At 63.8% G+C, this 12,807-nt stretch carries 12 protein-coding genes; 8 read left to right on the top strand and 4 right to left on the bottom strand.

Annotation, left to right across the window (positions count from 1 at the left end):
- Window positions 1-12 precede the first annotated feature (12 nt).
- The 3 genes from ACN0V4_RS07770 (at window position 13) to ACN0V4_RS07760 (ending at window position 2,852) form a co-directional block, all read left to right on the top strand.
- Window positions 13-765 carry an alpha/beta fold hydrolase gene (locus ACN0V4_RS07770; protein ID WP_417674698.1) on the top strand — a complete coding sequence of 251 codons (753 nt, stop codon included), beginning with the start codon at window positions 13-15 and terminating at the stop codon, window positions 763-765.
- A 135-nt stretch (window positions 766-900) separates the two neighbouring features.
- Window positions 901-1,623 (top strand): alpha/beta fold hydrolase, encoded by a 723-nt coding sequence (locus ACN0V4_RS07765; RefSeq protein WP_417674696.1) that lies wholly within the window; start codon window positions 901-903, stop codon window positions 1,621-1,623.
- On the top strand, window positions 1,620-2,852 hold the full coding sequence (locus tag ACN0V4_RS07760) for a glycosyltransferase (protein WP_417674694.1): 1,233 nt from the start codon (window positions 1,620-1,622) through the stop codon (window positions 2,850-2,852). Before ACN0V4_RS07765 ends, ACN0V4_RS07760 begins: the two co-directional genes overlap by 4 nt.
- 85 nt (window positions 2,853-2,937) lie before the next feature.
- Here the strand turns inward: ACN0V4_RS07760 and phaZ are convergent, their stop codons facing one another.
- The gene (phaZ, locus tag ACN0V4_RS07755; protein ID WP_417674692.1) at window positions 2,938-4,242 is read right to left on the bottom strand and encodes a polyhydroxyalkanoate depolymerase; all 1,305 of its coding nucleotides are present in this window, start codon (window positions 4,240-4,242) and stop codon (window positions 2,938-2,940) included.
- 112 nt (window positions 4,243-4,354) lie between these two features.
- On the opposite strand from phaZ, the gene ACN0V4_RS07750 reads away from it, so the two are divergent.
- The 4 genes from ACN0V4_RS07750 (at window position 4,355) to phaR (ending at window position 8,174) form a co-directional block, all read left to right on the top strand.
- Window positions 4,355-6,160, top strand: coding sequence for a PHA/PHB synthase family protein (locus ACN0V4_RS07750; RefSeq protein WP_417674690.1), 1,806 nt, complete (start codon window positions 4,355-4,357; stop codon window positions 6,158-6,160).
- A gap of 130 nt (window positions 6,161-6,290) precedes the next feature.
- Complete coding sequence (locus tag ACN0V4_RS07745) at window positions 6,291-6,734, top strand: phasin, PhaP (RefSeq protein ID WP_417674688.1); 444 nt, start codon at window positions 6,291-6,293, stop codon at window positions 6,732-6,734.
- Between the two features lie 282 nt (window positions 6,735-7,016).
- Window positions 7,017-7,481 (top strand): phasin, PhaP, encoded by a 465-nt coding sequence (locus tag ACN0V4_RS07740; protein WP_417674686.1) that lies wholly within the window; start codon window positions 7,017-7,019, stop codon window positions 7,479-7,481.
- A 132-nt stretch (window positions 7,482-7,613) separates the two neighbouring features.
- On the top strand, window positions 7,614-8,174 hold the full coding sequence (gene phaR / locus ACN0V4_RS07735) for a polyhydroxyalkanoate synthesis repressor PhaR (RefSeq protein ID WP_417674684.1): 561 nt from the start codon (window positions 7,614-7,616) through the stop codon (window positions 8,172-8,174).
- A gap of 6 nt (window positions 8,175-8,180) precedes the next feature.
- On the opposite strand, the gene ACN0V4_RS07730 is transcribed toward phaR, so the two are convergent.
- The gene (locus tag ACN0V4_RS07730; RefSeq protein WP_417674682.1) at window positions 8,181-9,083 is read right to left on the bottom strand and encodes an aminotransferase class IV; all 903 of its coding nucleotides are present in this window, start codon (window positions 9,081-9,083) and stop codon (window positions 8,181-8,183) included.
- Between the two features lie 114 nt (window positions 9,084-9,197).
- On the opposite strand from ACN0V4_RS07730, the gene ACN0V4_RS07725 reads away from it, so the two are divergent.
- The gene (locus tag ACN0V4_RS07725; protein ID WP_417674680.1) at window positions 9,198-10,031 is read left to right on the top strand and encodes a trypsin-like serine peptidase; all 834 of its coding nucleotides are present in this window, start codon (window positions 9,198-9,200) and stop codon (window positions 10,029-10,031) included.
- Window positions 10,032-10,091: 60 nt separating this feature from the next.
- Here ACN0V4_RS07725 and ACN0V4_RS07720 read toward each other — a convergent pair whose 3' ends face one another.
- Window positions 10,092-11,309, bottom strand: a complete 1,218-nt coding sequence (locus ACN0V4_RS07720; RefSeq protein WP_417674678.1) for a DegT/DnrJ/EryC1/StrS family aminotransferase — start codon at window positions 11,307-11,309, stop codon at window positions 10,092-10,094.
- A gap of 137 nt (window positions 11,310-11,446) precedes the next feature.
- Window positions 11,447-12,757, bottom strand: coding sequence for an NAD(P)/FAD-dependent oxidoreductase (locus ACN0V4_RS07715; protein WP_417674676.1), 1,311 nt, complete (start codon window positions 12,755-12,757; stop codon window positions 11,447-11,449).
- Between the last annotated feature and the right edge of the window lie 50 nt (window positions 12,758-12,807).

The following is a 12,807-nucleotide window of genomic DNA, read 5'->3' as shown; positions in this document are numbered from 1 at the left end:
AAGGAGACGCCCATGCCAGCCACCACCTTTCTCGACAGCCCGCAGGGCCGCAAGCTCGCCTATCACCGGACCGAGGGGCAGGGGCCCTGGGTGGTGTTCCTGGGCGGGCTCAAATCCGACATGGAGGGTACCAAGGCCACCCATCTCGAGGCCTGGGCCAAGGCGCGCGGGCAGGCCTTCCTGCGGTTCGACTATTCCGGTCATGGCGAAAGCTCGGGCCTGTTCGACGAGGGCGCCATCGGTGACTGGCACGAGGATACGCTGGCCATCGTCGAGGCGCTGACCGATGGGCCGATCATCCCGGTCGGTTCCTCGATGGGCGGTTGGCAGGCGCTGCTGCTGGCCCGTGCCAGGCCCGAGCGGATCAAGGGCGTGGTCACCGTCGCCGCGGCCCCCGATTTCACCGAAGACGGCTATTGGGCCAATTTCTCTCCCATCCAGAAGGCCAGCCTGAGGGCCGACGGCTATGTCGAATTGCCTTCGGATTATATGGAACCCTACCGGGTCTCGCGCCGGATGATCGAGGACGGCCGGCTTCACCTGGTGCTGCGCGATCCCTTGCCCTTGCCCTTCCCGGTGCGCTGCCTGCAAGGCACCGCCGACAGCGCGGTGTCGACCGAGACCGCGCTCAGGCTGCTCGATCACGCGACATGCGACGATATGCGGCTGACGCTGGTGAAGGACGCCGATCACCGGTTTTCCGATCGCCCCTGCCTGGGGTTGATCGAGGCGGCGATCGAAGACATTCTGCACGTGGCCGGCTGAGGCGCCGCGCGACCGACCCGGCGGGGCGCTGGCGGCGGGAAGCCGCTTGCCCGAGGGGCGCGAAATTCGCATTCTACGAGCGGTAATTCTGGGACGACCGTGTTTTTCGGGCGGGCGCGGGGAAAAGGGTGTTTTATGGCCGAGGCATTGGTCTTGTTGCCGGGCATGATGTGCGATGCGCGTATCTTTGCGTCTCAGATCAATATCTTGTCCCGAGATCGTGCGGTCATGGTCGCCCCGATCACCCAGGGCGAGCGGGTCGAGGAGATCGCCTCTAGCCTGATTGATCATCTGCCCCAGCGCCTTGCGCTGGCCGGGCTCGGCTTGGGCGGGGTGGTGGCGATGGAAATCCTGCGCCGCATCCCGGACCGGGTGGCACGGCTCTGCCTGATGGATACGCACGCCTTGGCCGAAAGCCCGGCCGAGGCGGCGGCCCGCGAGCCGCAGATCATCGCGGCGCGCGCCGGTCGGTTCGAAGAGGTGATCGGCGCGATGCTTCCGTCAGACAGCCTGGCGCCTGGTGCTGGCCGGCTCTCGGTGCGCGCGGCCTTCCGCGCCATGGCGTCCGACCTGGGGCCGGAGGTTTTCGTGCGCCAGTCCCGTGCCCTGCAGCGGCGCCGCGATCAACAAAGCACGCTGCGCAAGTACAAGGGGCCGGCGCTGATCCTCTGCGGGGCGCATGATGCGGTGACGCCGGTCAAGCGCCATGCGGTGATGGCCGAGCTGATGCCCGCCGCCCAACTCGAGGTGATCGAGGAGGCCGGCCATCTGCCGCCGCTCGAGGCGCCGGAGACCGTTACCGCCGCGCTCGGCGACTGGTTGCGCCGTCCGCTGGCGGCACAGCGAGGTGCCGCGTGACCAGGCCGCGTCCCGGATCGCTGCTGCTCTATGCGCCGGTTGCGCTCTATCAGCAGGACGGCACCTTCTGGGTCGAGGCCCAGGCGGTGAACGGGCTGCGGCTTTGGGCCGAGCATTTCGACGAGGTGGTGGTGATGATGCCGCTGGCGCCGGGACCGGCGCCGGCGGGCTGGCTGTCGGCTTCGGAGCAGGCGACGGCGCTGGCACGGGTGCGGATCGAGCCCTTGCCGATGTCCTATCGTCCCGGGGTATTCCTGCGCAGATTGCCGGAGACGCGACGCCGGATCGCCGCGCTGATCACCCAAGCGCAGTACCTGAGCTTTGCCATCGGCGGGCTTTTCGGCGATTGGGGGGCGGTCGCGGCGCTGACGGCGCATCGCATGGGGCGGCCCTTCGCGGTCTGGACCGACCGGGTGGAATCGCAGGTGGTGCGGGTGGTGTCCACCCAGGTGCCCTGGAAGACGCGGCTGCGGGCGCGGCTGACGCATCGGCCGATGGCCTGGCTTGAGCGGGCGGTGATCCGGCGCGCCACGCTGGGTCTGTTCCACGGGCGCGAAACCTATGATCATTATGCGCCCTACAGCCGCAATCCGCATCTGGTCCACAATATCCACATCGGTCCGGACGATCACATTCCCGCCGACCGTCTCGCCGCCAAGCTGGCCGCGGTTCGCTCTGGCGCGCCGCTCCGGCTGCTTTATGTCGGTCGGGCCGAGGCGATGAAGGGGCCGCTCGACTGGCTGGCAGTGCTGGCGGCGCTGCGCGACAGGGGCGTGGACTTCACCGCCGATTGGCTGGGCGAGGGGGAGATGCTGGCCGAGATGCGCGGCCGCATCGTCGCGCTGGGGTTGCAGGATCGGGTGCAGACGCCGGGTTTCGTCGCCGATCGCGCCCGGGTCATGGAGGCCTACTGCGCCGCGCATCTTTTCCTGTTCTGCCATCTGACGCCGGAATCGCCGCGCTGTCTGATCGAGGCTTTGACCGCGGGCACGGCGCTGCTGGGCTATGAGGGCGGCTATGCCCGCGATCTGATCTGGTCCCATTCCGGGGGCCTGCTGGTGCCGCCGCGCGACATTGACGCGCTGGCGGAACGGGCCGCCGGCCTTGCCGCAGATCGGGAACGTCTGGCAGACCTGCTTGCCCGTGCCGCCCTGGACGGGGCTCCCTTCACCGACGAGGCGGTCTTTCGCCACAGATCTGATCTGATCAAGACACATCTGGCCGGTTGAATGCCGGCAAAAGCGGGCGCGAAAAAAAACGCAGGGGGCCTGGGCCCCCTGCGTCACCGGAAGGATTGTCGGCCTATGCCTGATCTCAGATCGCCACCACGTTGCTATTGGCGGGGGTGGCCGGAGCTGCTGCCGGGCGGCGGCGGCGCGGCGTGCGCTTGGTGTTGTTGTCATTCATGAACTTCAACACCAGGGGCCGGATGTTGTCGCGCCAGGAGCGACCGGCGAAGATGCCGTAATGGCCGGCGCCGGGTTCCACATGGCTGGCTTTCATGCTGTCGGGCAGCCCGGTGCACAGGCCGAGCGCGGCGATGCATTGGCCGGGGGCGGAGATGTCGTCATTGGCGCCTTCGACTGTCATCACCGCCACATTGGTGATCTTGCCGGCATCGACCTTGTGGCCATCGACCACGAATTCGTTCTTGGCGATCTCGCGTTCTTTGAAGATCCGCTCGACGGTGCTGAGATAGAATTCGGCGGTCATGTCCATGACGGCGAGATATTCGTCATAGAAACGGTTGTGCGCGTCGTGGTCGGCGGCCTCCCCCCGCATTTCGCGGCGGATCTGGTTCGAAAAGGCCTCGGAATGGCGATCGGCATTCATCGACATGAAGGAGGTGAGCTGCAGCAGGCCGGGATAAACCAGCCGGCCGACCCCCTTGTACTTGAAGCCGACGCGCTGGATCGCCGTTTCCTCGAGCTGGCCCATGGTCACCCGGCGGCCGAAGTCGGTCACCTCGGTGGGGGTGGCGTCGGGGTCGACCGGGCCGCCGATCAGCGTCATCGTCAACGGTTGGGCATCGGGCTCAAGCTCGGCCAGATAGGCGGTGGCGGCGAGCGTCAGAGGCACCGGCTGACAGACCGAGATCACATGGGTGTCGGGGCCCAGATGGCGCATGAAGTCCATCAGATAGAGCGTGTAATCCTCGACGTCGAACTTGCCGCAGGACACCGGGATGTCGCGGGCATTGTGCCAGTCGGTGACGTAAAGTTCGCAATCGGGCAGCAGGCTCGCCGCGGTCGAACGCAGGAGCGTCGCGTAATGGCCCGACATCGGCGCCACCAGCAGCACCTTGCGTTGCTGGATGTCGCGGCCCGGAACCTTGAAATAGATCAGGTCGCCGAAAGGCTTCTCGACCACGGTCTGAACTTCGACAACGTGGTCTTTACCATCTTCGCACGTAACCGTCCGGATACCCCAGTCGGGTTTCGCGACCATCCGTTGAAACGACCTTTCGGTCACGCGGCCCCAGGCGGCCATCCAGTTCAGGGCCGGGTTGGGGATCATGGCAAAGGCGGGATAGGAGGCGACGGATTGAGCTGTGGCACCTAGCCATTGATTGGCGTTGCGGGTTGTTTCCATCAGATCATAGGTCAGCATGTAGCGCATTCAGGTCTCCTCGGCTTATATGACCAACGCAAATTGGACGAAACGCCGCTTTGCCTCCCGAACGTGGCGACGGTATTCTAGCTGTTAATGAGAGTAGGGGGGATTCGTTAGAATGACAACTGTAGACGATGGGGGGGGCTCCGTGCCCGGGGAACATCTGGACCGGTTGACCGATAACCTTTCCAAAGTCGAAACGCTGTCCAAGCGGCTGATTGACGTGATGTCGCGCAAGACCTCGCACAATCCGGGGTTGAATGCGCCGGATCAGGGGCTCTTTGCCAAGGCGGCGACGGCCTATTGGGCGCAGGCCTTGCAGAATCCTGCCAAGGTGCTGGAACATCAGATCGAATATTGGGGAAAATCGGTGAAGCACTTCGCCGAGGCCCAGCAGGCGCTTGCCAGCGGCAAGCTGTTGGCTCCGGCGGATCCCGGCCCGCGCGACCGCAGGTTCTCCAACCCGCTGTGGGATACGCATCCCTATTTCAACTTCATCAAGCAGCAATATCAGATCAACGCCGAGGCGATCGAGCAGGCGGCCACCAGCGTCGAGGGCATCGATGAGGTTGAAAAGCGCCGGCTGAAGTATTTCGCCAAGCAGATCATCGATCTGATGTCGCCCACGAATTATCTGGCGACCAATCCCGACGCCCTGGAGCGCGCGCTTGCGACCGAAGGGCAGTCGCTGGTCGACGGGCTGGAGAATCTGATCGCCGATCTCGAGGCCAATAATGGTGAACTGGTGGTGCGCCTGGCCGATGAGAGCGCCTTCCGGGTGGGGGACAATATCGCCACCTCGCCGGGCGAGGTGGTCTATCGCAACCGGATGATGGAGATCATTCAGTACAGCCCGGTGACCGAAACCGTGCACGAGATTCCGATCGTGCTGTTCCCGCCTTGGATCAACAAGTTCTACATCCTCGATCTCAAGCCGCAGAACAGCCTGATCAAGTGGATCGTCGAGCAGGGCTATACGCTTTTCGTGGTGAGCTGGGTGAACCCCGACGAAAGCTATGCCGGGGTCGGCATGGACGATTATGTCGAGGATGGCTTTCTGACCGCGATCCGCGAGGTCAAGGCGATCTGCAACACCGATCAGGTCAATGCGGTGGGCTATTGCATCGCCGGCACCACCCTGGCCTTGGTGCTGGCGCTGCTGCACAAGCGCGGCGACAAGTCGGTGAAGTCGGCGACCTTCTTCACCGCGCTGACCGATTTCGCCGATCAGGGTGAATTCACCCCCTTCCTGCAGGACGATTTCGTCGATGCGATCGAGGAGGAGGTGAAGGAGAAGGGGGTTCTGCGCTCCTACATCATGGCGCGGACCTTCTCGTTCCTGCGGTCGAACGATCTGGTCTATACCCCGGCGATCCGCAGCTACATGCTGGGCGAGGCACCGCCGGCCTTCGATCTGCTCTATTGGAACGGCGACGGCACGAACCTGCCGGGCAGGATGGCGATCGAATATCTGCGCGGCCTGTGCCAGCGTAACGAATTCTGCCAGGACGGCTTCGTGATCTGCGGCGAGACGGTGAAGGTCAAGGATGTGACCGTGCCGCTGATGTCGATCACCTGCGAGACTGACCATATCGCCGCCTGGCGCGATTGTTATCGCGGCGTGCAGCAGATGGGGTCGCGATCGAAGCAGTTCATCGTGTCGCAATCGGGGCATGTCGCCGGTGTGGTCAACCCGCCCAGCAAGAACAAGTACGGCCATTACACCAATGAGGATCTGAGCGGTGACGCCGAAACCTGGATGGCGGAGGCGAAATTCCACGAAGGATCCTGGTGGCCGCGTTGGGGCGACTGGCTGTCAAAGCGGGCAGGCAAGCAGGTTCCTGCTCGCACCCCGGGTGATTCGGAGCATCCCTGCCTGGCTGTGGCGCCGGGGGCCTATGTGATGCCCAAGACAAGTTTCTGATTTCAGGAAAGAATCCTGAATCCATTCTGCGGCGCAGCGAATTTCCTTGAAATGCTGCGCTGCAGCATGCATATTGATCTCAGCTGAACAAAGGCGGGATACTCCCGAACAGCGTGTAAGGGTTGAGACAATGGCAAAGACTCAAGATTTCACCGCAATGATGAAGGATATGATGGGGTCGTTCCCGGTGGATACCACCGCGATGGAAGACGCCTTTAAATCCACTGCGGCTCTGAACGAGAAACTTTCGGCTGTGGCGATCGAAGCGGCTGAAAAGACCTCGGAAATTTCGAACAACTGGACCAAAGACACCCTGGCCAAGCTGGCCGAAGTGTCCAAGGCCAAGGCTGAGCCGGCCGACTATGCCAAGTCGCTCAGCGATTTCGCCTCTGCCGCGGCAGAAGTGGCGGCTGAAAACATGGCCGCCTTCGCTGAGATCGCCAAGAAGGTTCAAATGGATACCGTCGAACTGCTGATGGCCGCGGGCAAGGATATGACCCAGGACGCCACCGCAGCGATGAAGAAGGCCACCGAAGAGGTGACCTCCGCCGCCAAAAAAGCCGCCGCGAAATAAATCGCGCGACAGTAATCGCAAGCCTGCACCCCCTCTCCTCCCAACCGGTGCAATTGCGAAGGGCAGGTCGAAAGACCTGCCCTTTTTTGTGCCCGGAGAAGCGGGTGGGAGCTGTACTTGGAAGATTTATACGCTAAAATGCTGCAATGCAGAGATGTTGGTCTTGAAATGCTGCAGTGCAGCATTCATATTTCTGTAAGCAACTGAGGGCATGCTGACGTAAACAGACAGTTCCAATCGCCCCCATTCGATACTGACCCGTGTTCCACAAGGAAACAAAAGATGACCAATACAAAAGATTTCTCCGAAATGATGAAAAACATGATGAGCGGCGGTTTCCCTGTCGACATGACGGCGATGGAAGAGGCGTTCAAGACCTCGGCCGCGCTGAACGAAAAGCTTTCCAGCGTGGCTCTGGAAGCGGCCAGCAAATCGGCTGAAATCTCGAACAAATGGGCCAAGGACACTCTGTCCAAGCTGAACCAGATGTCGCGTGCCAAGGCTGAGCCGGCTGATTACACCAAGTCGTTCAGCGATTTCGCCTCTGCCACTGCAGAAGCCGCGGCTGAAAACATGGCCGCTTTCGCCGAGGTCGCCAAGAAGGTTCAGATGGATACCGTCGAACTGCTGATGGCTGCCGGCAAGGACATCACCGAAGACGCCAGCGCCGCCATGAAGAAAGCCACCGATGGCGTGACCGCCGCGGCGAAAAAGGCCACTGACACCGCGGCGAAAGCCACGAAATAAGATCATTATCCCGATAGCTCGGGAAAATGAAAATGCACAAGAGTTGGGCGGGCCGCATGGTCCCGCCCTTTCTTTTTGTTTTCTGGTCGCTTAGTGTTTCCGACAAGCATCGTGTCTCGTGGAGGGCAAGACGTGGCAGAAGACCAAAAGACCCTGTTGATCAAACGGTATGCGAGCCGCAGGCTCTATAACACCGAGACCAGTGACTACGTGACGCTGGAAGATATCGCGGGGTTTATCCGCAGCGGCCGCGAGGTTCAGATTGTCGACCTGAAGACCGGGGACGACCTGACCCGGCAATATCTGCTTCAGATCATCGCCGAACACGAAAGCCGCGGCGAAAACGTCCTGCCGGTGAATGTCCTGAACGATCTGGTGCGCAGCTATATGGTGCCGGGCGGGGGGATGATGCCGCAGTTCCTGCAAAGCTCCTTCGAGATGCTGCGCGAGAGCCAGAGCAAGATGATGGAAAACATGAACGCCATGAACCCGATCTCGAAGATCCCCGGGTTCGAGGCGATGAAGGCCCAGCAGGAGGCCTTCCTCAAGGCGATGACCGGTGGCCTGTCGGGCGGCTGGTCCGGCCCCGAGCGCGAACCGGAGGCCGAAAAGGGCGGCAAGGGCGACGAGGATCTGGACGCCATCAAGCGCCAGTTGGCCGAGCTGCAGGACAGGCTGTCGAAGCTGAAGTGATCCGGCTCAGCCGTATTGGATGGGGCTGCGGAAGCGCGGCTCCTCCAGCCATTCGAAATATGTCGACCTGAGCGAGCGCGCAACCGGGCCCGGGGCGCCGTTGGAAAAGCTGTGCGCATCGACCCGCACCACCGGGATCACCCCACCGCCGGAGGAGGAGAGAAACACCTCGTCCGCCTGCAGGAATTCGTCGAAGGGCAGGGGGCGTTCCTCGACCGTCAGCCCCTTGCTGCGGGCGATTTCGATCACCGTCTTGCGGGTGATCCCCTGCAACACGCCCTGATCCGCCGTCACCAGCCTGTCACCGAACAGGGCGAAGATGTTGAACCCGGGGCCTTCGGTCACATTGCCCTGATGGTCGAGCAGCGCGGTGGTCTCGAACCCTTCCTGCTTGGCCTCGAACAGGCCCGAGGTGAAATCGCCCCAGTGATAGTTCTTGGCGCGCGGGTCGACGCTGTCCTTGGGGATGCGGCGCACCGATTTGGCGATCCAGACCGAGGTGCCCTTCTCGGCCTGCTCAGGCTTGACGATATGCACGTAAGGTACGCACCAGGCATAGAAATGATTGCTGCAATCGCGCGGATCGCGGCTGCCGGGCACGGTATTGGGCCCTCGCGCTGCCACCATGGCGACATAGGCCGCCTGCAGCCCGCTGGCGGCAACCATCTCCTCCAGCGCGGCGTGCACCTCTTGCCGGTCCATCAGGATGTTCATCCGCACTGCCGCCACCGAGGCGAAGAAGCGGTCGAGATAATCGGGCAACCGGAAGAAGGCGCCGCCCCAGACCGGCACCACGTCATAGGTGATGTCGGAATGGGTGAGCCCCCAGTCGGTCACGCCGATGGAGGCCTCGGAGATCGGAATGATACGGCCACCCATCCAGGCGGCGCCATGGCTCAGCTCTGTCATGGCAAAACCGTGCCCCGCGTCGGGGCGTTTGGCAAGCGCGCCGTCATCCAGACCATGGCGCGAGCGTGTTCTTGCGCCTAGGGTGATCGAAATGAAGGAGAAGAGGGGACGATGATGAGAGGAACCCTTGTCGCGGCGTTGGCCGCGGCCCTGTCAGCCCTTTCCCTTGCCGCCTCCGGTCAGTCCGCTCCGGAAACCGGTCCGCTGCATGATCAGGTTTTCGTGCCGGCGCTCGACGCCATTTGCGGGCGCGGCCAACTGATGTCCGCGGGCTGCGAGGCGATCCGCGCGCGCCCGATCCTCGATGCCTCGGCCGGCCCCTGGCGGGCGATCGGGCGGGTGAATTTCGCCAGTCGCGATCTGCGGCAGCATTGCACCGGCACGCTGGTCGGCGACCGGCTGGTGCTGACCGCGGCGCATTGTCTTTACAATTATCCGCGCAAATCCTGGATCCCGGCCGCGAGCCTGCGCTTTGCCGCCGGCTATCAGCGTGGTCAGGCGGTGGCCCAGGTCGAGGTCGTGGGCTACAGGCTCGCCCCCGGGCAAGATGCCGGCAGCCGGGACTTCCATGGGGGTGTCGTACAGGACTGGGCGCTGCTGGAGCTTGCGGCGCCGATTGGTCGCGATCTGGGGTTCCTGCCGCTGGCCGATCCCTTGGGGGGAGAGCCGGTGCGGCTGGCGGGCTATGCGGCGCTGCGCCCGCATGTGCTGTCCCTGGCCGAGGACTGCGGCGGCTGGGTGCCGCAGGCTACGCGCGATGTCGGGCTTGCGACCTGCTCGGCCATGCCCGGCGATTCCGGGGCGCCGCTGCTGGTCGAGCGGCAGGGCGTTCTGTCGGTCGCCGGGGTCTTTTCCACCATCGCGATTGATGCCGACGGGCGGCCTTTCAGCCTGGCGGCGGCGACGTCGGCCTTTTCCGCGGCGGTGCGGGCGGCCGGCGGGCAATAGGGATGTAAAAAGGGCCGCGGCAATGCGCGGCCCTGTCGGTTGCGGCCTTGGCCTGCGGTGTCAGGTGCCGTAGGCGCGCAGCGGGCCGGCGGCCTCGGCCGCGGCGTGGATCAGCACCTCGGCGATGGCATCCAGCTGGTCCTCTTGCAGATAGACCGGCAGCCGTACGTCACAGGCGCGCATCAGCATGGCGCGGGTCTGCGGCAGCTCGGGCAGATCGGGGATGAACTGCCAGTTCCAAAAGGCGCGGGCGTTGTCCGTGCTCATGCCGAAGACCTGCACCTTGACGCCCGCGGCGGCGGCCGCATCGGCAAAGGCGCGGGTCTGGGCGTCGTCCATGCCGACCAGGTTGAACTGGATCGAATCCGGCGCGCGCACCTCGGGGCCCAGCGGATCGGGCACCGACAGGAAGGGCGAGGCGTTCAGCTTGGCCGCCACATAGTCGTGGTTGCGGCGCCCGTCCTCGACCCGCCGCATCAGCTCGGGCAATTGCGGCCGGATCACCGCCGCCGACAGGTTGCTCATCCGCAGGTTATAAAGCGGCAACTGGTTCTGCCAGCGCTCGAAGGCAAGCTGCAGCGTGTCGCTATTGTCGCCATGCGGGCCCTTGTGCTTTTTCCAGTTGTGCTCGTAGGCGCCGGACATGATCACCGCGCGGGCTACCAGATCGGCGTCGTCGGTGATCAGGATACCACCTTCGCCGGCGTTGATCATCTTGTAGGACTGGAAGGAGAAACAGCCGATCTTGCCGATGGTGCCGATGTTGCGGCCATCCCAGACGGTGCCCAGCGAATGTGCCGCGTCCTCGATCACCGGGATGCCGCGCGCCGCGCACAGCGCCACGATCGCGTCCATGTCGCTGGTGTGGCCGCGCATGTGGCTGATGATGACAGCGGCGATATCCTGATCCAGCTTGGCTTCGAAATCCGCCATGTCGATCCGATAATTGTCCTTCACCTCGCAGAGCACCGGATAGCAATCCGCATGAATGATCGAGGAGGGAACGGCGGCGAAAGTGAAGCCGGGGATCAGCACCCGGGCGTCGCGCGGCAGGTTCAGTGCCTTCAGCGACAGAAACAACGCTGCCGAGCAGGAAGAGACCGCGAGCGCGTATTTCGAGCCGATCATGTCGGCGAATTCGCGCTCCAGCAGGGCCACCGGCGCGTCCTGCGGCGCGGTGTAACGGAACAGATCGCCCGATTGCAGCAGCGCATCAATGGCATCGCGGGCCGCGGGGGGGATGGGTTCGGCGTCGTGGACGTTCGGGATAAGGGCCATATTTGGAATTCCTGAATTGAACCTTCGGGAAAGGTAAAACAGATGTTCCGGGATGCCAAGCGCACAAACGGACAGAGGGGCAAAAACCTGCCCCTCTGTTCCTGTCGTGTCGCAGATCGGGTGCAATCAGAAGGCGATCATATCCCCAGCCGGTCGCGCAGGCCGAACCAGGTCATCGCCAGCGCCAGGAGCGGGTTGCGCAGCGCCGTGCCGCCCGGGAAGGGCGTGCTGGGGACGCGCGCCATGGTGTCAAATCCCGCCGCCTCGCCCTGGACCGCCTGGGCCATCAGATACCCCGCATGGGTGGCGGTGCCGACCCCGTGGCCGGAATAACCCGAGGCCGACAGCATGTTGGGCGCCACCCGCGCCAGATAGGGCAATCGCTTCATGGTGATCGCCAGGGTGCCGCCCCAGGCATAGTCGATGCGCACATCCCTCAGATGCGGATAGATCTCCAGCATCGGCTTGCGCACCAATGCCTCGATGCTGGCCGGGAAGCGATAGCCATAGTTTTCGCCACCCCCGAACAGCAGCCGCCCGTCGGCGCTGAGGCGGAAGTAATTCACCACAAAGCGGCTGTCGGCCACCGCGATGTCCTTGGTGAGGATCTTCGCGGTCTCTGCCCCCAGGGGTTCAGTCGCGACGATGAAATTGTTGATCGGCATCACGCGGGCCGCCACCTTCGGCTCCAGCCCGCCGAGATAGCCGTTGCAGGCCAGGATCACATGATCGGCGGTCACCTCACCCTGCGGGCAGCGCAGCCGGGCGCGCGGGCCAGTCTCGATCTCAAGAACCTCGGTCATCTCGTGGATACGCACGCCCGCGTCCCGCGCCGCGCGCGCCAGCCCCAGCACGTATTTCAGCGGATGCAGATGGCCCGCGTCCCAATCGACGATGCCACCCTTGTAATCGGGCGAGGGGCAGAGATCGTGAAAGGCCTCCGCTCCCAGAATGTCGATCTGATCATAGGCATAGCGATCTCGCAGATGCCTGGCATAGTCGTGCAGATGGGTGACATCGCCCTTCGACGATCCCGCCCAGGCGACGCCCGGCTTCAGGTCGCAGTCGATATTGTGGCGCTGGATCAGCCCCTTGACCACCGCCTTGGCTTCCTCGGCCAGCCGCCACAGCTTGTCCGCTTCAGCCTGGCCGGTCAGCTTCTCGACCACGTCCTGCGGTTGGCGCTGACCGCTGCCCAATTGCCCGCCATTGCGCCCCGAGGCGCCGAAGCCGACGCGGTTGGCCTCCAGCAGCAGCACATCCATCCCCGCTTCGGCCAGATGCAGCGCCGCCGACAGGCCGGTATAGCCGGCCCCGACCACCACCACATCGGCATGTGTATGGCCCGAGAGCGGCGGGAAGGGGGCAAGCGGCTGTGCGGTGGCCGCGTACCAGCTGTTGGGATAGGCGCCGGGTTTGTCGTTGGAATAAAGCAGATTGAGGCCCATCGCCGGTCCTTTCCGCGCCTGCCGGCGTCTTCATCCGTGTCAAAATACTC

It is taken from the genome of Pseudodonghicola sp., assembly GCF_048268305.1.
Classification (GTDB): domain Bacteria; phylum Pseudomonadota; class Alphaproteobacteria; order Rhodobacterales; family Rhodobacteraceae; genus Pseudodonghicola.
This window is presented reverse-complemented; position numbering and strand designations above follow the sequence as displayed.

Coding starts and splice junctions, on each gene's coding strand:
- ACN0V4_RS07720 (WP_417674678.1), bottom strand. CDS start 11,309: ATGGCCCTTATCCCGAACGTCCACGACGCCGAACCCATCCCCCCCGCG.
- ACN0V4_RS07740 (WP_417674686.1), top strand. CDS start 7,017: ATGACCAATACAAAAGATTTCTCCGAAATGATGAAAAACATGATGAGC.
- phaZ (WP_417674692.1), bottom strand. CDS start 4,242: ATGCGCTACATGCTGACCTATGATCTGATGGAAACAACCCGCAACGCC.
- ACN0V4_RS07750 (WP_417674690.1), top strand. CDS start 4,355: ATGACAACTGTAGACGATGGGGGGGGCTCCGTGCCCGGGGAACATCTG.
- ACN0V4_RS07745 (WP_417674688.1), top strand. CDS start 6,291: ATGGCAAAGACTCAAGATTTCACCGCAATGATGAAGGATATGATGGGG.
- ACN0V4_RS07765 (WP_417674696.1), top strand. CDS start 901: ATGGCCGAGGCATTGGTCTTGTTGCCGGGCATGATGTGCGATGCGCGT.
- ACN0V4_RS07715 (WP_417674676.1), bottom strand. CDS start 12,757: ATGGGCCTCAATCTGCTTTATTCCAACGACAAACCCGGCGCCTATCCC.
- ACN0V4_RS07730 (WP_417674682.1), bottom strand. CDS start 9,083: ATGACAGAGCTGAGCCATGGCGCCGCCTGGATGGGTGGCCGTATCATT.
- ACN0V4_RS07770 (WP_417674698.1), top strand. CDS start 13: ATGCCAGCCACCACCTTTCTCGACAGCCCGCAGGGCCGCAAGCTCGCC.
- ACN0V4_RS07725 (WP_417674680.1), top strand. CDS start 9,198: ATGAGAGGAACCCTTGTCGCGGCGTTGGCCGCGGCCCTGTCAGCCCTT.